This is a genomic window from Candidatus Nitrosotalea sp. TS, from assembly GCF_011319465.1.
Lineage (GTDB): Archaea > Thermoproteota > Nitrososphaeria > Nitrososphaerales > Nitrosopumilaceae > Nitrosotalea.
Map to the genome: position 1 here is coordinate 1 of NZ_RCMB01000013.1, position 19,126 is coordinate 19,126.

Genomic DNA, 19,126 nt, shown 5'->3' on the forward strand with positions numbered 1-19,126 from the left:
CATGATCAACCAAGATAAGTCGCAATGGACCTATTGTTACTTTAGAAGTCAGACCTTCACCATCATCTCAATAATCTACAAAATAGTTTTTTGGTACACTAAAATTCCACAGGTTGTCTGTTGCCTTTTTAATTCCAATCCTAGGTCTTGATTCAATTATAGATCTTTTTACACTTATGCCGTCAGCGATATACAACGCTGATACTTTTGTCAAATCTTCACCATATTGCAGTTTTGTTATTTTGAGAGATTGGGTCAATTTTGCAGGACCGTTTGCAAGATTAGAGATTACATCCATTTTACGTTGTTTTATCATAAATTCAATCCCATCCTTTGGAACAATGGCTCGTATCAATACTGCACCTGCATCATACTTTTCATCTTTTGCAACAGCATTTACACAATAGTGCATTCCATATGTAAAGTAGACATATGCCCTTCCCACTTCACCAAACATTGCTTTGTTCCTTTCAGTCCTGCCTCCAAACGAATGACTGGCAGGATCATCTTTGTACCTATAGGCTTCAGTTTCAGAAATAATTCCAGAAATTATCATTCCGTTAATTCTTCTAACTAGCAACTTACCCAATAGATTTTTAGCTACATCAACGGTATCTTTTCCATAAAATGAGCGTGGGATAGTCTTCATTCGTTAATGTCTATTGGGATTCCCTTTTTTATCTTGTCAAGAATATCAAATAAAGTCTTCAAATCATCTTTTAGGACTTGACGCAGATCCTGGTTGTATATTATAGCTGCTGGATGTATCGTGACAAAATATAGCTGATTATTTCTTTTAATTATTTTTCCCCTATTCTTTGTTATCTCATTTCCATTTAACAATGAACCAAAAGCAGTATTTCCCAATACACAGATGATTTTAGGTCGAATGATCTCAATCTCTTTTTGCAGATAACCATTACACGAATCCATTTCTTGTTTATTTGGCCTCCTGTTATCAGGAGGTCTGCATTTTACAATATTTGTAATGTAAACATCTTCGCGTGTAAATCCTGCATACAGCAGTGCTTCTGAAAGTATCTTGCCGGCAGTGCCTACAAAGGGCATACCTTGAATATCTTCTGTGCGGCCTGGAGCCTCTCCAATAAACACTACCCCCGTTTTAACACTACCAGAACCTGGCACCGCATTTGTTCTTGATTTAGACAATTCGCAAGAGATGCACGAAACAACAGTTTTTCTCAGATTAGCAATCTCATCAGACATTTTATGTCCCCACGCTCTTAACAGTGGCTACACCACGAATATGAGGTCCGCCATTTCCCATTCTCATTATTTGCATAGGATCACCTTTGCCGCAATTTATTATTGGTCGCACAGTAAAATCCTTACCGCGTGCATCAATTGAATTGAAAAAGTCAGGAGCATTTCCCATTACAATAACATCTCTTAACAATTCTTTACATTCCCCATTCTCAATTTTTTGTGCATACTGACATGATATACTCCAGTTATACCGCATCATGTCTATAGATGGCACCTTCATATCACAAATCAAATAACCAGACTTTACATCTTTTATCAACTCATCAGGATTCCAATTACCAGGACCAATACAAGTGCACGCCATTCGTATTAATGGCATAAATGAATATCCCGTGGCGCGCATCGCAGAATTTGGCATGGTATCAAAAAGAGACGCAGTTTCCCTACTCTGCATATGACCAACAAGAACACCGTCTTTTACAAGAGATTTTCTAGATGCCATTACACCCTCATCATCATATTTGTACCATCCCAAGCTGGATTGTATCAGAGGATCATCTATTACATTAAGCTCGGTTGAACCTATTTTTGTTCCAAGATGTCCAGACCACCACGCACCACCGGCCCATGCCATTTCCTTTCCAAGTACTCTGTCAGCTTCTGATGGATGTCCCAAAATTTCATGTGCCAATAATGCAACAAAATCAGGATTCATAACAACAGTTGTTTTTTCTTCTTTTGCTGGTCTTGCATCTATTAGCTTGTCTGCCTTTTCAGATATAGAATCAGATTTTTTTAGTACGTTATCTTTTCCCGTAATTGTTTCCATTCCTCCACGACCTCCTTCTGTTGCACTCACAGTTTCTGAAAGGCCTGACTCATTAGCAGTAGCAGACAGGTTGACAATAGTATCATCGTTGTTTTGAGTTATTTTTGCACCTTCACTGTTTACAAAGTATTTATGAAGTTCATCATGGTGCATATGAATTGATGATTTGTTTATTCTCTTTCTTGCTCGAATTATTTTATCGCATTCAAACGCCAGTTTTGTCATTTCTTCAATTGTAGGTTTTTCAATTACTGTATAATCCACAGTATCCACGTATGCACGAGTTTCAGCCAGCTTTACTTTTTGTTTCTTTGTTTGGGCGTAGTGGAATGCACTCTTTATTGCACTAATTACGCCTTCTTTTAATTCGTCCATTGATTTTGGATTTGATATGGAGTAAAACCCCCATGCACCATCTGCAAGTATGCGTATTCCTAACCCATTTTCAGACTTGGATGAAAAATGTTCAATCTGCCCATTTTCAAGCAAAAACCCATTACTTTTGGTCATCTCCGCCCTAACATCACAGTATTGTGCTCCACGATTGAGTGCAAGTTGAACTGCTTTATCTGCAAAATCTTCCAGCAATACTTGAAAGATTAGTGTGCAGGTATTTTATCTTATAATGGTGTTTTTGAAAATTCACTTTTCGGGATGGTAAATGAGAACATGGATCCTTCATTGACTTTGCTTTGTACCGATATTCTTCCACCATGTGCCTCGACAATTCCCTTGCATATAGACAATCCCAAACCACTTCCTCCAGATTCACGGGTAGAAGAGGTATCCACCTGATAGAATTTCTTGAATACATTATCAATCGCTTCATTAGGAATTCCTCTCCCGTTATCTTTTACTGAAACTATGAATTCTTTTGGATTTTCTTCAACAGATATCTCAATTTTGCCAATCTTAGGCAGTGTTGCCTTTAAACTATTTTTAATTAGATTTGTAAGTACTTGTATTATTCTTTCATCATCATAATTAGCATAAATTGTGCGGTTTAGATTGTGCGTCAGTTTTATTTGATCTGCAAGAGCTTGTGGCTGCATAGATACTACCGTAGTTTCAATTGTTTCTTTTAGATCATTATTTGATTTTTTTATTCTGAGCTGGCCTAGTTCTAGTTTTTGCGCGTCAAGTAGATCAGATATTAATTGTAATAGAGATACAGCACTTGATCGAATCACTTGCAGTCTATCTTTTTGATTCTTACTTAACGGTCCCAGATGTTCACCTAATAACATGTCAGAATACCCTTGGATTGGAACCAATGGGGTTTTCAATTCGTGAGTTATCATAGCAAGAAATTCATCTTTTGCAAGTTCAATCTTTTTGGATTCTTCTTCTTTCTTTTGAATAGTGCTTGACATTGAGTTAACCGCTTCAGCAAGAATACCCTATCTCATCGTTAGAAGTATAATCAATTTTTTCACCATAGAAACCTTCTCTTATTCTTACAATTGCAGTTGTAAGCTGCATGTAGAGGATTTAGTGATTTTCTAATCGAGAGTATTACAGTTACAAATACAGCAATGTCTGCAATTATCAAACCTTGAACTATTATGACATTTTGTTTTAATTCCGAATCAATGAATTTATTCCAAGCATCCACAAATTGCGAAGTGTCACCAAGCAGGACTCCGCGTTGGGAATTAAGATTCATGAGTGCGGAACCAAATTCTTTTGAAATTAATGTATTATTTTCAACATACAATATTTTAGCTTGTTCTGCTTCCCACAACGGATCAAGATTTCTCAACGAGTCAGAGTTTTCTCTTGGAATTTGTTGCAGGTTTTCTTGCTTTACACCATACTTTGCATAATCAGGACCATCCAAAGGTATGCCCTCAAGAGTCTTAAGATCTCCATCAAATGTTATTGTGTCTTTTTTTATAGCATCAGTAGAGTTTCCTCCCTCACCAATAGAAATTAGCAGTGTTTTTTGTCCTATATCTTGTGCAATGCTTACCATTTCGGTTGCAATCATCTTATGGAGATTGTAATTCCTATCTAATGGCGCTAGATCATTTACAACTCCATTTGTTAGTGAAATCAAGTCACCATTTTTACCCAAGATATACGCCAACGCATTCTCCACTTTTGGATCAAAGACAGATTCTTGTCGGATTTTTTCAGCATCTTGTCTATAGATTTGCCATGAATTTCCAACTTGGTTATACATTGGTTGTAATTCAGATGGAGTGGCAACTATGGTGTACCCTGAAATGTTCCTCCAGTCCCTAGAATCTCATAAGTTTGATTAAAAGTATTAATTTCATCTGCTAATGTTTGTCTATCTGCTTCATTACCACTTGCAATAGAATTAGCTGTACCAGAGATGCCTTCAACTATAACCTTCAGATTGCTTGCATCACTGATGGAATGAAGTACATTGAGGTTCTCTTGAGAGATTGAAAATAGAAGAAATAGATTAATGGCAGAAACTCCAATTATTATCCCTAGTAACAGATATGTTTTCTGCGTAATCTTCAATTTGATAAGAAATCCAAGTGCAAGCCTATAAAAGCTTGTATAAAAGAGAGCTGGTAATTAGTTAAAATGTCTGACGAGTTCCTAAAGGTTGCAAGACAAGAAATACAATTAGAATTGGATGAATTAGAACGAATTGTCTTGCATTGCGATAGCGACGAACACATATTCAAGAACTCTCAGAATATCAAGGCACATCTCCATAAAATCAAGGGATTAGCACCCATGATGGGACAAGAAAAAATTGGAGAGTTGGCAAAAACCAGTGATTCCATTTTAGGATACATAGTAAGCAAAGGTCCGTTACCTGGACTCTTGCGAAGTCATAGTCAAAACAGTTGAAGATATGAAGAAGATCTTATGGCGGTTTGAATATTTACGATCTAGTCTGTTTTTAAGAAACAAGTACAGGATAAATTTCCCCAGATATCAGATTGGTAGGATACTTTTGAACTTAAATACCAAACATGAGGATATGTAATAATTGGCCAGAATAATGATAGCTGACGATTCCGATGCCATAAGAATGGTGTTAAAGGATATTTTGATCATAGGTAAGCATGAATTTGTGGCGGAAGCATCAAATGGCCTCGAAACATTTGAGCAGTTTAAAAAAACAAATCCAGACATTGTGCTTTTGGATGTTGCCATGCCCAAAAAAGATGGCCTTACAGTATTGAAGGAGATAATCACGCATACAGACCAGATGCCAAAGGTGATCATGATTACTGCGAGCGACAACCAAGTAACAATGAGAGAATGCATAAGAATTGGCGCGAGTAGCATATATCCTCAAGCCATTTAATTTTGAGGACGTGCTGCACAAAATATCAGAAATATTTCATTCGTAGATCGAGTTTTAATCGAGTCCATCTTTTTTCGACATATAGGATATTGTGACAATCCTTTCCACATAGTAGTGACTTTAACTGCAACATTGCATGGTTGAAAAGGCATACTATCTGGACAAAATACAGGTATGATTAAAAGGTACTAAATATCCTGACTAGATAATAATGGAAAAGATAGTAGTAGATACAAGTATCATAATAGACGGAGAGATAACAAAACTAATCGAATCGGGAAATCTCAAGGATTGTGAAATAATTATTCCTGTTGCAGTTTTAGACGAACTTCAATCCCAAGCTTCACAAAACAAAGACTATGGATTTGTTGGCTTGGAGGAGATAAAGAAGATTCGCGATTTGGTGCAAAAAAACAACATTGTGCTTCGATTTGAAGGCGAGCGCCCAAGCATGGATGATATCAAATTAGCAAGACATGGTAGAATTGATGCTATAATAAAAGACATTGCAAAGAAAAACAATGCCACATTTTATACAGCAGATTACGTACAAGCTCTAGTTGCACAAGCAGAAGGAGTAAAAACTAGCTACTCAAAACCACAGGTCAAGATAGCAAATCTTGAATTTGAAAAATATTTTGATCCCCAAACTATGAGCATTCACCTCAAAGAGGGAGCAAAACCCATGGCTAAACGTGGAAGGCCTGGTGCATTTTCTTTAGTGGAGCTTGAAGACAAAAAGCTTGAAAAGGAATACCTTGAAGGAATTACTACTGAGATCCTAGAGGCTTCAAGAATCAACCAGACTGGAGTTATTGAAATTTCAAAATCCGGTGCACTTGTAGTACAATTTCGCGATTTTAGAATAGTAATAACACATCGTCCATTTTCCAGCAGCTATGAAATTACAATCACTCATCCGCTTGTCAGACTATCACTTGATCAGTACAATGTATCCGAAAAACTGATGAACAGGCTGTCTGAGAGTGCAGAAGGAATACTCATTGCAGGGGCACCGGGCTCAGGCAAAAGTACACTAGCATCAGGCCTTGCAGACTTTTATTCTAAAAAAGGCAAAATTGTAAAAACGTTCGAGTCACCAAGAGATCTCCAGGTAGATGAAAAAATTACACAGTATACACATCTTGATGGGAGTTTTGAGAATGCGGCAGACATACTATTATTGGTACGACCAGACTATACCATATTTGACGAAGTGCGAAGATATCATGATTTTCGAGTCTTTGCAGATTTGAGATTAGCTGGAGTCGGCATGGTTGGTGTAGTACATGCAAATGCTCCCTTGGATGCAATCCAGCGATTCATAGGAAAGATAGAACTTGGAATGATTCCACATGTTTTGGATACTGTCGTATATGTAAAAGCAGGTCAGATCTCAAAAGTATACGAATTAGAATTCAAGGTCAAAGTACCTACCGGGATGACTGAACAAGATCTGGCAAGACCAGTGATTGAGGTTAAGAACTTTGAGAGTCATTCTTTGGAATATGAGATTTACACTTATGGAGAAGAAAATATAGTCATACCAATATCAAAAGAGGCAAAAAGTGGCGGAATTGAAAGGCTTGCTGAATCAAAAATAAAGGATGTAATTAGGCGATTTGACTCCAACGCAGAAATTGAGATTCTTTCAAACACTAGCATAAGAGTAAAAGTTGACAAAGACTCCATACCATCACTGATTGGTCGCGGTGGCTCAACAATCAATGAGCTTGAAAAAAACTTAGGCGTGCATATTGATGTAGAGCCAAAAACAGAAAGTAGCGAAAACAATGAATGGTTTGAAATGACAGAATCTGGAAACAACGTGATATTAGAAGTGGATGATAACAAATCTGGAATGAGTGCAGATGTTTATGTCAGGGATAGACATTTGGTATCAACAAGAGTCGGAAAAAGAGGCAGAATTATCATAGCCAAAAGATCTAGTGCTGGAAAGAGAATAATTAATGCAATAATGTCAAAAGATGACATCAAGGTAGTAACACGCGACTAGTTACTGGAAATTTTCCAAGATTTTTGGGTTTTCCTTTAGAAACACGATGAATTTTCTGAGCTGCTTTATAGTTTGAGGATTTAGATGATGTTCAATTCCTTCAGTATCTTGATTTGCTATCTCGTGACTTATACCAAGCATCTTGAAAAACTCTAGCAAAATTCCATGTTTTTGTCGTATGGCAAATGCAACTGCGCTACCTTTTGCAGTCAGATTTATTCCCTTGTATTTTTCATATTCTAGGTAACCATTTTCGTCAAGTCTTTGAAGCATCTTTGTAACAGACGGTGCACTGACATTTAGATACCTCGAAATATCAATTGTATTTGCATGTCCTTTTAGTTCAACAAGCTCCGATATTACTTCCAAGTAATCCTCCACCCTGGAATAGTCACCTTTGGTTGACTTGTGAGCCTCCTTGATAGATTCAAGTCTTTCACTTCTTTTCTCCTTCATAGTATAGGTCATGGATTATACTTGAAGCGATATAACCTAATCCTTTGATCAGAAATCTTTACCTTATTGTGATTGATCTTTTGCATGGAATCTTAACTACAAATACCAAAATGTGAGACAAATGGATGAGGGATTTAAAAGGCGTATTCATAAAATTAAGAAAATTAATGATTCCATCAAGAGACGAGCCGAGCTTTACTCCACATTAGGAACCTTGGATGACAGAGGCACTGCCAGAGCCTTGGGTTCTTTGCAACGTGCACCTGCACCGGGGAAGAAAATTCAGAAAATAGGATTCATCCTATTCTTGTCACCAGAGCCGTTCACCACTGTTGCAGGCATTCCGATGATCATCGCCGGTAAGTATCTAGACAAAGTTTACAACGGCGCCACCATATCAGATATAGGTCACGAAACAAAGAACTTTGCAAGAAATGTATCAGACATCAAAGACAAAATGAGATAACTCGAGTTTTTAATTAACATATTTTTTGCATTAGTTTTTAACTAGATATGCTTCATAATTTTTATGGCAACAAGGGGCCAGGTATTAATTCCAATAGCTATTACAGCTGTGATAATAGGTATCGTTGGAGTATTAACAATTCCTGCAGACTCTAAACTTGCCGACGTTAAATTTCCAGAAGGCGTTGTAAAGATAGATAATGTGACTCTAAACGTGCAGGTGGCAGAAACCGATGCACAGAGGTCAAGGGGTTTGATGTTTCAAGATCAATTACCCTATGATCAAGGAATGATCTTTATGATGGACAGTGAACAGGTTATTCCAATATGGATGCCAAACATGCAATTTCCTTTAGATGTAATTTGGTTTGATAGCAACGGAAATGTGGTACATATTGCAAAATACGTACAACCGTGCCAGTCAGCTCTTGAGACTGTAACATGCACTGTGGACAACGGAGGAGGTAAGCCAGCAAAGTATGTACTAGAAGTCACTGCAGGTTTTGTTAGCAAGTTCAACATAACAGCAAGCTCCAAACTACAGATAATCTCCATTTGATCTAGTTTCTTTGAATGTTTTTTCTTAATTCATCAAATGTAGTTTTAATCTCATCTACTGCAGCTTCGTCTTCTAATGTACTTACGTCACCAATATTTTCATGGTTTGCCACAGCCTTTAGCAGTCTTCTCATTATCTTTCCACTTCTTGTCTTTGGCAGCTTGGAAACAATATACAGTTGATCAGGAGTCGCAATTGGTCCCACTACATTTCGTATGTGTCGGATGAGTTCATCCTCCAATTGTTTACTTGGGATTACACCTTCCTTCAATACCAAAAATGAGATTATCGATTCGCCTTTTACTTTGTGTGGAATTCCACATACGGCCGCCTCTGCTACGGATTTATGAGATACAAATCCGCTTTCAATCTCAGCAGTCCCAAGCCTATGACCTGCCACTTTTAGAACATCATCTGCTCTACCTAACATCCAAAAATAGCCATCTTTGTCCTTAATTGCGTAATCTCCCGGATAGTACATGGTCTTGTATTTTGACCAGTATACAGATTTGTATTTCTCATCGTCTGTCCACAATGAAAGAAGCATTCCAGGCCAAGGATTTCTTACTACAAGATATCCTTTTGTTTCAGGTGGAAGGGTATTTCCGTTTTCATCAACTACATCAACATTGATTCCCGGTACCGGCACGGTTGCAGAACCCGGTTTTAGTGACATTGTCTCCAATCCCGGAACTGGCGAGATCATTATCCCACCAGTTTCTGTCTGCCACCAAGTATCTACTATCGGACAATTCACTTTACCAATTACTTGAAAATACCATTTCCATACCTCTGGATTTATTGGCTCTCCTACAGTACCAAGCAGTCTCAAACTAGACAGATCTTTTGAATTTGGAAGTGAATCCCCATACTTCATGAACATGCGCAGTGCAGTAGGAGTTGTGTATAGTATTGTGACCTTGTATCTTTCAATTAAATCCCAAATTCTGGTAGGCGTTGGGAATACTCAGCACCCCTTCATACATGACTTGAGTTGCACCATGCATTAATGGTCCATATGCAATATAGCTGTGGCCTGTAACCCATCCAATATCAGCAGTACAAAAATAAATGTCTGATTCGCGAATATCAAAAACCCACTTGAATGTGCTGTAAAGGTGCACCAAATATCCGCCTGTTCCGTGGAGAACCCCTTTTGGTTTTCCCGTAGTTCCCGAAGTATATAGAATGTAAAGCGGATGAGCACTGTCAAGTTTTTCAGGTTCGCAATGTTCTGATGCGTTGTTTATCAGATCGGCCCATATCTTGTCTTTTTTTCCTACTGTAATTGGATTTTAGCATGTTTGTATACCAGTACATTTTCCACAAAATCAAAACCAGATATTGCCTCATCTACGACTTGCTTTAGCTTTACTACAGTTCCCCGCCTGAATCCTCCATCTGCTGTAATTATGACCTTTGATTTTGAGTCATATACTCTATCTCTAATAGATTGTGAGCTAAATCCAGAGAAGATGACGGTGTGAATTGCCCCTATTCTTGCACACGCAAGCAGAGAAACAACCAACTCTGGAATCATTGGCAGATATATCGTAACGCGGTCTCCCTTTTTTACCCCTAGCGATTTGAGAGAGTTTGCCACTTTACATACATAGTTCAATAGTTCACCATATGTGAGAATTCGCGTCTCACCGTTTTCCCCTTCCCACAGTATAGCATTTTTCTGAGGATTCTTTTGTACTACCACGTCAAGCGCGTTATAAGACGCGTTAAGTTTACCATTTACAAACCATTTCGCAAAAGGTGGATTCCATTCTAGTGTTTTATTCCATTTTTCAAACCAATGAAGTTTGTTTGCTTCTTCTTCCCAGAATTTCACATAATCGTGATTTGCTCGAGTTCTTGTCAGAGTATCATTATTTCCAAGACCTATCGAATATTCTGCATCCAACAAGTGTGTGTTGTATTTATCTTAAAAAAAAGGTTCGCTTGAAAGGAGGCAGGAGCGAATCTTCCCATCCCGTCAGATATTCTCAAGAGGATGATATTCTCTTAAGCCAATCTGAGTCTTGAGGTTCTTCCTCGCCATCGGCTCCAATAGCAACTGGTTTGGGGGTTGATGTTTGGGAATTCGTATTACCAACTACCATTTCAGTAGATATTGGCGTCTTTGGTTGAGGAGAGGGAGAAGTTTCCGCCTTACCAAGGTAGGAAACTGCAGCTGAATGAACGTCCTGTTTTGGACTTTCGGTTCGCTCCACAGTATCAACTGAAAGATCGTTGATGCGACGTTGAATGTTTACTATCTCTGCCTTTTCGTGCTCGATGTGTTCGATGATTTCAACCGTGTGGGTCTTGACTGATTCATACTTGGCATCAGAAATTTCACTACTTTTATTTTGTAATTTGGCATCAAATCTTAGCATTCTGATTGATTTGAGCTGACTGTCAAGATCTGCCAGCCTGTGCCCTAGTTTTTCTTTGATTTGTTTTTCGGTCTCATCCAGAGTTAGCAACTTCATTTTGTATTTCTCATGGATCAATTCAGCATCCTCCTTCATGTCGTCATTTTCAGATACGATGTCTATCAACGCGCGAATTCGGCGCAATGTAAGACCCTTTTCTCTCAACAATCGCTGGGCGTCTAATCTCCATCTAGGAATGAAAATTACAAACTGTCCCTGAACGACTAGTTGTTCAAATGGAACTTGCTTTAGCCCTTCGGAACCACAGTCGACACCTACGGTTTGTACACTTCCATCTATGTCGGTGATAGTTCCTATGACCTTACCAATGTAAGTGCCATACATGTCCTTAACTTGCTTGCCGATAAACTCGACATCTTCTTTGCTCATTGGGCACTTGTCATATTTTTGATATAATCAACAAAGTGTTAACAAGGTTTTCAACTTTAGTAAGATCATTTTAGCTAAGTTTTCTTGTCTTTTTGAAAATTTAGTAATTTTAAAATCACGTGCATTGTAATGGTACAACAATGATTACAAAGGAAGAATTAGACGAAGTCTTACATTTTGTTGCAAAACGGTGGATAGATATGAGCCGCGATCCAAACCACAAGGCCTTTGAAAACATGCCAACTAATTTTTGGATGAATTCAATGGGTGGAACTGCAGGAGAAGGAAAATGGGTTACAACTTTGATGTATACAGAAGATGCGTCAGAAGCAGAGTCATTTAAAGAAGTATTACTTAGATGGCAATCAAGACGTAATACATTGAAAACAGGATCTACAGATTTGATCCAAATCGGAAAAAAAGACAAGATAACAAGATAGTAGATTATTTATAATTGAATCACTTTCGAATCGTGTTGTCAGAGTTTTCTGAATCTGAAAAAGAGATCCTGCTAAAACACTTTTCCAATACAGACGACTCTGTTTTTGCAGTAATAACACCAAGACAAGTAGATCGCGGAGCTCTGATGTCAAGATACAGTAGAACTGACAAAAGTATGCGAAAGATATTTCTTGATGAATTTCTGCAAAATGAAAATCGCGGAGAAGAATTTTACAGCAAAGTCTTGCTAGAATATGGAGATGATTCTGTTGCGGAGCTTGGCGAGGCACAAATTGCAATAGAAGGATTATCCAATATTGCAGTAAAGAAAATCGAAGACCGTAGAATCGGATTGTCTTATCTTGAAAAATCCTCTCGATATGTAGCTTGGGATAAAAAAGTTAATGGGGAATACAAATTTTTTAGAGACTCTGACATAATGAATTCAAAATGTGCTGACCAGTATTTGGAATCTTGTAATTTAGATTTTGACGTTTATTCTAAAAACATACAATCAATGATATCATATATTCAGGAAAGAGAGCCGATAGAAAATCAAAAATTCAAAAATGCATCAGGAGAAGATGTTTTATTTTCACATCTCAGAGATGAAGTAGATATCAAATCTGCTACGCGTATTTACAATGCAACAATAAAAGCAAAGTCATTAGATGTTCTACGAGGAATATTACCTGCCGTCAACTCTTACAAATGTTGGAATTACCGGCAATGGAAGAGCATTTGAGTATCTTCTCACAGTGCTGTATTCTTCCAATCTAAAAGAAGAAAGAGAGATTGCTGCAAAGATGCATCAAGAGTTAGATACAACTATCAAGTCATTTGTAAAAAGAGGCGATGACAAACATGGTAAGGCCTTGCAAAGCTACTTGTCTGATCTAAAAGATACTGCAGTCACATTCAACAAGAAATACCTCACGCCTAAAAAGCCAAAAGATTTCCTAGTGGAAATGATTGAATTCGAATCTGAAAAGAAAGCAGAGGACAAGATAATCTCTGCGTTGCTATACGAACAGTCTTCAGGTATGTCATACCATGAAATATTATCCCAGATACAAAAGATGAACCCTGCTGCAAGAAAGAAAATTATCAAAACTTTTTCTGACCTAAGGCAGAATAGACGTCATAGACCTCCTAGAGGGTTTGAAATGACAGAGTATACATTTGATCTGCTGACTAATTTTGGCATGTTTCGTGATTTTCACAGACATCGGGTATTAACTCTAGAGAGACAAATGTTAACAACAGATCATGGATTTTCTGTTCCAGAAGAAATTTTATCACTTGGAATAAGAAAAGACTTTGAAGATTGCATGTACAAATCAAAGGAAGTTTTTAACTTGTTAAGACAAAAAACATCAGAACAGGCACAGTATGTAGTGAACTTTGCTTACAAATATCCTTATTTTATGAAATTGAATCTTAGAGAAGCTACTCATTTAATAGAACTAAGAACGGTTCCACAAGGACATCAGGATTACCGCAAGGTTGCTCAGGAAATGTTCAAGTCAATTAAAAAAATCCATCCAAATCTTAGTCAGATAATCAGATATGTTGATCTTAAAAAATACAATCTTGAAAGATTGGAATCTGAAAAAAGAATCGAAGAAAAACGAAAGCGATTATAAAAAAATCCTTGTAGAGTAAACATTCAATCAATCTTAATTGAACCACCGGTGGGATCAAGTTCACACCTTTTTGGTTCCAATTTATGGCTTTCTATCAATTGAGAGAATTTTCATTGCAGTATTCTTCCTATGTTTTTTCGCAATACTACCATGCCCCAAGTAATCGAGCTGATTAGTACTGCATCAGGTACAACCAACCACAATGGACTTCTGACTATATTGTGCATTATCATCTCAGTGTTTGTCATCGGACGCATAATTCTAGAATTTGTTGCCAGTGTTACATCAAGAGAAAGTGTGTATACTGGGTATAATACAATATTTGATATATACAGACCTGCGAGGACTAGAACAATTATTACACTTTTCTTGGGGGAATAAAATGCAGATATTACAACGATAGCTGCAATACCAATACTTGCAGCCATACTAAAGAGAAATGTTATGCCCATCTGGTTTTCACAGATTGTATGAAGCATACTGTAATTCCTTGGTTGGTCACATGACAGGAAAAAATTAGATTGAATGAAAAGAAGATCAATTGCACAAAAGCAAGAGATTGCAATGATTATGTATTTGGGTAAAGTTTTCACACTTGACTAGTGCGGTACAAGCGTGGTTTAAAAAAGTGGCGTAACATTCTTCCAGTTTTTGCAACCAGTTGCAATCAGATTTTTAGCCAGCTCAAAAGTTTTGTTAATTTACTCATTTCTTAAGATTTTAGACTCTTATGGCTTTGGAATGTTTTTTTGATTCAGACATGCGCTCCATTATCATCTTGCCCAGTGCCGAGTCTAACGATATTACTTGTTTAACTATTACGTTATCTCTATTCAATTTGAATAATGTCGTATTGCCGAATTTTCTTGCTGGAATGACTACCTTCAACTGTTCCATATCTGGCCATACCTTGTATAGAGTTGTTTTTGACATTCCGGTGCTCTCCAAGATCTCTTTTTTAGAATAGTCGCTTCTGTTATCTAGGAAAAAATCAATAATCCGAAGTTGCGGTGTATCTCCGAGATATCTTATCAGTAATGTTGTATCCATACATTATTTTGTGCGTATAAAGTATTTATTTGTGTCTACCAAAGGTACTATAACTGAACTTGTCTGAATTTACTGATGAAGAAATAATGGCGCGCCTAGTTTACAAGCTTTACAGGAGAGGCAATTGGGGTGAGAGTCACACTAGTTTTGAGAACCTCAAAAAAGGATTTAATCAAAGAAATTTAGGAAAAAAGGGTTTTAAAAGAGTCGATAAAATCGGAGAAAAAATGATCAAAGATGGTCTACTACATCCAAAATCAACAAAATATGGTCTTGAGATTAGTTTGGAATATACACGAAAAAACGAATTGATTGCATTGATTAAGAAAATTTTTCCAGATGAATATCACGATGACATTTAACCACCAGAGGTATTTCGAATGCAGAATTCTGGTCTGATGCATGAATTAGTTATTGCAAGATGTAGAGTTTTCATGCTTGACTAGTGCGGTACAACCATGCTTTAAAAAAGTGGCGTAACAGTCTTCTGTTTTTTGCAACCAGTTGCAGCTAGATTTCAATCAGTTCATCCACTGTTCTAGATTGTGACTTTTCTTTTCTACTGACTTTTTCAACCTGTTCAATGATGTCCCTACTCTATCAATTGAAAAATTTCTCTCCCTTGTGAGATAATCTATTATGCCTTGATAGTCAACATTTCCAAATTTTAGCTCAGAAACGGTCGCGACTTTTGGATTCAGAAATATATCCCTTATCTGCTTGTAGTCAATTTTGTCTAGTTTTTCTTGAATTTGCGGTATCTCCTCTAATCTGCCGTGTTGTTTTATGGCCTTCAGGGCAGTCTTTGGTCCCTACCCTCTCAAATCCATCAGGATTAAAGTCAGTGCCAATCAGTATTCCAACATCCACTAATTGCTCCCGTGTTATGCCAGGCTATCCAAGGTTTTGACCAGATCTATAATTTCAGGTTCCACTTCTATTGTAGTATTTCGGTTAGGCAATTTTCTTTTGCCACTATTTGTAAAATTTCGTACAAGCTTCTTTGCGCCAAATAAGAGCGAGTCAAAATCCTGACTTGCAGATACGTGTGCCTGTCCAGTCATAGTCATGTGAGCTGCAGTAGCCTCTCCTTCCGAAGGGGCATTGACAGATGGGATTCCAAATAGGCTTAGCAGTCTTTTAGAATCCTCAACCATCTCATCCCTTAGAATTGATGTTTGTTGAGCATACTTTTTTGCATCTTCATATCTTCCTTGGCTAATCGCATTTTCATATTTTATAGTAGCTTCTTTTTTGATCTGCTTTCTTCGTTCAATCTCTGCCGATTTTAGAGACGGGGGCTTTCCGTCAAACACATAAACTGGTTTTATCCCAAGAGACAGGAAATTGATATTTCTGTAAAATAAGCCAGTGATATGACTTGTTATTTTTCCACTATAGTCAGTCAAAGGTAAGCCATCTGGTCCGCGAATAATTGACAGAAATTGATAAATTGCATTGTAGGCATCTATTGCGACAATTTTGGATGCAAAAGATTCTAGGTTAGTCTTTTCTCTAACACATAGTGCTTTAAGATCTAAACCCATAGTTCTAGTTTAGAGTATGGGGATTTTTGCTTTTCCTATTTTTTCTTGGCCCCGGATTTAGACTCCCAACCTCTTTCGATTATCTCTTCGTAAATGTTTGAGAGTTTAGGTATAGCTTCGCCTTTTTCTGCTGCCATCTTGACCTTTTCTCGATAATAAGTTTTCTATTGCCTTTGCGATGTCACCATCAATGGTAATTGATACACGAGTCTTTGTCAAAATGCCTTACCTAGTGAGTAATTAAAAGTATCAATAATAAACTATCTACTATCAATTATTTGAGGGTTGAGCATATTTTCTAGTCTAATTTTACATCAATTACCTCAGAAAATTCCGGTTCTTTCTGTTCCTCAACATATACGTCGATCCCCCCCCTTGATACTGTTAGTACAATTTGTGTCTCTCCGTCGATATTGGTTGTAAGCGAGTCGGCATAGAAACCATATGCGCGTACACGAAGGAGAAATAAATGGTATCAATATGGCTTGATTACACCGGTATCTACCAGATACTGTATTCCGCTGACAAAATCGCTGTCAGATATCTGACCACTAGACCACCAGCCTGCATTGTTTTTAATCCATGCCGGAATGTGTTGCTGGACTTCCTGCGGGATGTTTGCATCAGATAATGCAGTTCCAGACTGCGATGAGGGTGGAAGTTTGACTATTCCCTGCTGTACCATGTACTGTATACCATGTACAAATGTCATATCGTCTGTCTTTCCCTGGGACCACCAGCCTGCATTGTTTTTAATCCATGCCGGAACGGCAGTTTGTAGTTGTGGAGATGGCAAGGCCGAACTCTGTGTGGTATTAAGTATTTCCTGCGGCGCAGCTAGCGTGTTATTTTTCTGCATATCTGCATTTCCTATAGCCGTTATAGCGTTCTGGAATATCATATCTGTGAACGCATTCTTCTTGTCTACCGCGCGTATTATGACATCCGTAGCCATTGGTTTCGCAATGGTAAAGTTGAAAACGGTCTGGAGATTCGACTGCACTGGTATGGAACTTACAGAGACCGATCCAAGTACAAAAAAGCCGTGAGGATCAGATATAATCACAGGTCCTGACGGTTCTTGATACGTTATGTATGTATCACTGTTCGATACAGAGTCCTCAGCTCCGCTCAGGTTCATGTACAGTGCAACATACGACAGGTATTGTGGCGAATGAAAAGGCGAGGTACTGAGCACCCCAAGTCTGATCTGACTGCCGGTCTGTGTCATTATTTGCTGACTCCCAGATGCCATGATTCCTCCAAACCCACTAACCATAGTTTTACCTTGCATTGGGACTGCAACAACTCCAACGCCATTTATCGTGGGAGGAATGTCTACCACGTCGCTACCGCCACCAGTGACAGGTACAATTCCTCCAATTGCAAATGGCGAGTTGAAGGTTACTGTTGACGATGCATTATACGTATGTGGTCCGATCTGAAATATGCTGGTTGGTATGGTCTCATTTGACTCGAAGATGCCGTCATTGTTTGCATCATGGAAGAGAGTTACATTGAGCGGTTTAAATCCTGCAGCTTCTGCCTGTGCATCCGTATAGACAAACGATATCAAGCAGCCTGATGCGCATGATGCACCATTGGATGTAGTGATATCAGTAGCGTTTCCAAGGAACTGGAATGAGGTCGAGCTTCCTATGACAGTCCTTGTGAATTGCACCTGTCCATCAACTCCGTTAGGCAGGTTAAGCGATGTAGTTATTCCTGATGGAAGTGTCGTAATGGCAGTAGCGTGATCTGACACGGACATGATATCGTCGAATATTCCAAAGGTACCTGACAGTAGAGGAGAGACTGACTGGGAACAGGCAGTAGTTCTATCTTGGTCCCTAATACACATATTATTTACTTGGACCGTTGTCTCACCAATTTGCGGACTGCCGTTTCCCGTGATATCATTTACGGTTATCTTGAATGTGGACGGATTTATCCACTGTCCAGAATAATCACTTCCAAGGGAAGCCGAGAATGCAAACAGATTGTCTACTGCCGCCTTATCCAGTACTGAGTTTCCCGCTGTCTCGTTTGTCGGCTCATTGAACTGTACGGTTATAGTGTCACCGTCAATGTATCCCGAGCCGCTACCATCTGGATTATCTGCAACAAGTGCAGTTATGTACGGACCCTGTACAAGATCAAAGCTTCCACTCAAGGGTGGTGATGTGGAGTCTGACAAAAGTGATGTTCCCTGCACATTTTGCAGGTTTGCAGACTGGAGAACAGATATTGTGAGATATCCCACGGTCGGTGGCAGAGCCCCGGTAGTATCCGTTATTGTAATAAGAAATGTTGACGGATCTATCCACTGTCCGGTATAGGCATTGCCTAGGTTCTGTGAGAATGCAAACAGATTGTTGACTTGGTTGGTGCCAAGAATCAGCCTGCCTGTACCAGATGGCGGTTCGTTTGTCGGTTCGTTGAACTGTACAGTTATGGTGTCACCGTCAGAGTATCCCGATGTTCCAGATGGGTTTGATGCAGTTATCTTTGATATGGATGGACCTGGCAGGTTACCAAAGCTTCCGGTGAGCAGCGGAGAAATAGATGCAGAGCAATCTGAGATCTCGGCTCGATCTTGGAGGCAGACAGGGTTTGTTTTTACCTTCAGTTGCAAGTGTCCTACCTCTATGTTATCTGCCTTACTTGTGTCATCCAAGGTTATTACAAGCATAGATGGAGTTACCCAAGTACCGTGATATGCAATACCAAGTGATACGGGAGAACTATCCTGACTAAAAGTAAACAGGTTGTCAA

Annotated in this window: 17 protein-coding genes and 3 pseudogenes; 8 read left to right on the forward strand and 12 right to left on the reverse strand. The window is 38.5% G+C overall.

The window, feature by feature from the left end; all coding sequences use genetic code 11:
- Positions 1 to 67: 67 nt before the first annotated feature.
- From DYY67_RS05850 to DYY67_RS05875, 6 genes are read right to left on the reverse strand one after another with little or no spacing between them, the layout of a single operon-like run.
- On the reverse strand, positions 68 to 649 hold the full coding sequence (locus DYY67_RS05850; protein WP_166391591.1) for a DNA-3-methyladenine glycosylase: 582 nt from the start codon (positions 647 to 649) through the stop codon (positions 68 to 70).
- Complete coding sequence (locus tag DYY67_RS05855) at positions 646 to 1,227, reverse strand: uracil-DNA glycosylase (RefSeq protein WP_166391593.1); 582 nt, start codon at positions 1,225 to 1,227, stop codon at positions 646 to 648. The genes DYY67_RS05850 and DYY67_RS05855 overlap by 4 nt, the downstream gene beginning before the upstream one ends.
- A 1-nt stretch (position 1,228) precedes the next feature.
- Complete coding sequence (locus tag DYY67_RS05860) at positions 1,229 to 2,644, reverse strand: TldD/PmbA family protein (protein ID WP_255492888.1); 1,416 nt, start codon at positions 2,642 to 2,644, stop codon at positions 1,229 to 1,231.
- A gap of 32 nt (positions 2,645 to 2,676) precedes the next feature.
- Positions 2,677 to 3,429, reverse strand: coding sequence for a sensor histidine kinase (locus DYY67_RS05865; protein WP_166391595.1), 753 nt, complete (start codon positions 3,427 to 3,429; stop codon positions 2,677 to 2,679).
- 59 nt (positions 3,430 to 3,488) lie between these two features.
- Positions 3,489 to 4,241, reverse strand: coding sequence for a hypothetical protein (locus tag DYY67_RS05870; RefSeq protein ID WP_166391597.1), 753 nt, complete (start codon positions 4,239 to 4,241; stop codon positions 3,489 to 3,491).
- A gap of 26 nt (positions 4,242 to 4,267) precedes the next feature.
- Entirely contained in the window at positions 4,268 to 4,552 is a 285-nt protein-coding gene (locus DYY67_RS05875) for a hypothetical protein (protein WP_166391599.1), read from the reverse strand.
- A gap of 66 nt (positions 4,553 to 4,618) precedes the next feature.
- Between DYY67_RS05875 and DYY67_RS05880 the strand changes: the two genes are divergently transcribed.
- From DYY67_RS05880 to DYY67_RS05890, 3 genes are all read left to right on the forward strand, one after another.
- A complete protein-coding gene (locus tag DYY67_RS05880; RefSeq protein ID WP_166391601.1) occupies positions 4,619 to 4,891 on the forward strand; it encodes an Hpt domain-containing protein in 273 nt (90 codons plus the stop codon).
- Between the two features lie 142 nt (positions 4,892 to 5,033).
- Positions 5,034 to 5,354, forward strand: a complete 321-nt coding sequence (locus DYY67_RS05885; protein WP_255492890.1) for a response regulator — start codon at positions 5,034 to 5,036, stop codon at positions 5,352 to 5,354.
- A gap of 211 nt (positions 5,355 to 5,565) precedes the next feature.
- Positions 5,566 to 7,371, forward strand: a complete 1,806-nt coding sequence (locus DYY67_RS05890; RefSeq protein ID WP_166391603.1) for a PINc/VapC family ATPase — start codon at positions 5,566 to 5,568, stop codon at positions 7,369 to 7,371.
- On the opposite strand, the gene DYY67_RS05895 is transcribed toward DYY67_RS05890, so the two are convergent.
- Positions 7,372 to 7,827: a metal-dependent transcriptional regulator gene (locus DYY67_RS05895; RefSeq protein ID WP_166391605.1), complete on the reverse strand. Its 456-nt coding sequence runs from the start codon at positions 7,825 to 7,827 to the stop codon at positions 7,372 to 7,374.
- Between the two features lie 121 nt (positions 7,828 to 7,948).
- Here DYY67_RS05895 and DYY67_RS05900 point away from each other — a divergent pair, with 121 nt between their 5' ends.
- Positions 7,949 to 8,293, forward strand: a complete 345-nt coding sequence (locus DYY67_RS05900) for a hypothetical protein (RefSeq protein WP_166391607.1) — start codon at positions 7,949 to 7,951, stop codon at positions 8,291 to 8,293.
- A 63-nt stretch (positions 8,294 to 8,356) separates the two neighbouring features.
- Complete coding sequence (locus DYY67_RS05905; protein WP_166391609.1) at positions 8,357 to 8,851, forward strand: DUF192 domain-containing protein; 495 nt, start codon at positions 8,357 to 8,359, stop codon at positions 8,849 to 8,851.
- A 1-nt stretch (position 8,852) separates the two neighbouring features.
- Here DYY67_RS05905 and acs read toward each other — a convergent pair.
- Both acs and DYY67_RS05915 read right to left on the reverse strand, forming a co-directional pair.
- A pseudogene (gene acs / locus DYY67_RS05910) lies at positions 8,853 to 10,763 on the reverse strand (acetate--CoA ligase).
- A gap of 82 nt (positions 10,764 to 10,845) precedes the next feature.
- Positions 10,846 to 11,667, reverse strand: a complete 822-nt coding sequence (locus tag DYY67_RS05915; RefSeq protein ID WP_166391611.1) for a CdvA-like protein — start codon at positions 11,665 to 11,667, stop codon at positions 10,846 to 10,848.
- A 140-nt stretch (positions 11,668 to 11,807) separates the two neighbouring features.
- On the opposite strand from DYY67_RS05915, the gene DYY67_RS05920 reads away from it, so the two are divergent.
- Both DYY67_RS05920 and DYY67_RS05925 read left to right on the forward strand, forming a co-directional pair.
- A complete protein-coding gene (locus DYY67_RS05920) occupies positions 11,808 to 12,107 on the forward strand; it encodes a hypothetical protein (RefSeq protein WP_166391613.1) in 300 nt (99 codons plus the stop codon).
- Positions 12,108 to 12,142: 35 nt separating this feature from the next.
- Positions 12,143 to 13,754, forward strand: a pseudogene (locus DYY67_RS05925) (FAD-dependent thymidylate synthase).
- Between the two features lie 110 nt (positions 13,755 to 13,864).
- Here the strand turns inward: DYY67_RS05925 and DYY67_RS05930 are convergent.
- Positions 13,865 to 14,206, reverse strand: a complete 342-nt coding sequence (locus DYY67_RS05930; protein ID WP_166391615.1) for a hypothetical protein — start codon at positions 14,204 to 14,206, stop codon at positions 13,865 to 13,867.
- 268 nt (positions 14,207 to 14,474) lie between these two features.
- Positions 14,475 to 14,804, reverse strand: a complete 330-nt coding sequence (locus tag DYY67_RS05935; protein ID WP_166391617.1) for a hypothetical protein — start codon at positions 14,802 to 14,804, stop codon at positions 14,475 to 14,477.
- An 86-nt stretch (positions 14,805 to 14,890) separates the two neighbouring features.
- Here DYY67_RS05935 and DYY67_RS05940 point away from each other — a divergent pair, with 86 nt between their 5' ends.
- Entirely contained in the window at positions 14,891 to 15,166 is a 276-nt protein-coding gene (locus tag DYY67_RS05940; RefSeq protein ID WP_218584697.1) for a hypothetical protein, read from the forward strand.
- A 159-nt stretch (positions 15,167 to 15,325) separates the two neighbouring features.
- Here the strand turns inward: DYY67_RS05940 and fen are convergent.
- Positions 15,326 to 16,351: pseudogene (fen, locus tag DYY67_RS05945) on the reverse strand (flap endonuclease-1).
- Positions 16,352 to 19,126: the final 2,775 nt, after the last annotated feature.

Bases quoted from the DNA above. Each gene is read 5' to 3' on its own strand.
- DYY67_RS05850 (WP_166391591.1), bottom strand. From the start codon at position 649: ATGAAGACTATCCCACGCTCATTTTATGGAAAAGATACCGTTGATGTA.
- DYY67_RS05855 (WP_166391593.1), bottom strand. From the start codon at position 1,227: ATGTCTGATGAGATTGCTAATCTGAGAAAAACTGTTGTTTCGTGCATC.
- DYY67_RS05865 (WP_166391595.1), bottom strand. From the start codon at position 3,429: ATGTCAAGCACTATTCAAAAGAAAGAAGAAGAATCCAAAAAGATTGAA.
- DYY67_RS05870 (WP_166391597.1), bottom strand. From the start codon at position 4,241: ATGTATAACCAAGTTGGAAATTCATGGCAAATCTATAGACAAGATGCT.
- DYY67_RS05880 (WP_166391601.1), top strand. From the start codon at position 4,619: ATGTCTGACGAGTTCCTAAAGGTTGCAAGACAAGAAATACAATTAGAA.
- DYY67_RS05890 (WP_166391603.1), top strand. From the start codon at position 5,566: ATGGAAAAGATAGTAGTAGATACAAGTATCATAATAGACGGAGAGATA.
- DYY67_RS05895 (WP_166391605.1), bottom strand. From the start codon at position 7,827: ATGAAGGAGAAAAGAAGTGAAAGACTTGAATCTATCAAGGAGGCTCAC.
- DYY67_RS05900 (WP_166391607.1), top strand. From the start codon at position 7,949: ATGGATGAGGGATTTAAAAGGCGTATTCATAAAATTAAGAAAATTAAT.
- DYY67_RS05905 (WP_166391609.1), top strand. From the start codon at position 8,357: ATGGCAACAAGGGGCCAGGTATTAATTCCAATAGCTATTACAGCTGTG.
- DYY67_RS05915 (WP_166391611.1), bottom strand. From the start codon at position 11,667: ATGAGCAAAGAAGATGTCGAGTTTATCGGCAAGCAAGTTAAGGACATG.
- DYY67_RS05920 (WP_166391613.1), top strand. From the start codon at position 11,808: ATGATTACAAAGGAAGAATTAGACGAAGTCTTACATTTTGTTGCAAAA.
- DYY67_RS05930 (WP_166391615.1), bottom strand. From the start codon at position 14,206: ATGGGCATAACATTTCTCTTTAGTATGGCTGCAAGTATTGGTATTGCA.
- DYY67_RS05935 (WP_166391617.1), bottom strand. From the start codon at position 14,804: ATGGATACAACATTACTGATAAGATATCTCGGAGATACACCGCAACTT.
- DYY67_RS05940 (WP_218584697.1), top strand. From the start codon at position 14,891: ATGGCGCGCCTAGTTTACAAGCTTTACAGGAGAGGCAATTGGGGTGAG.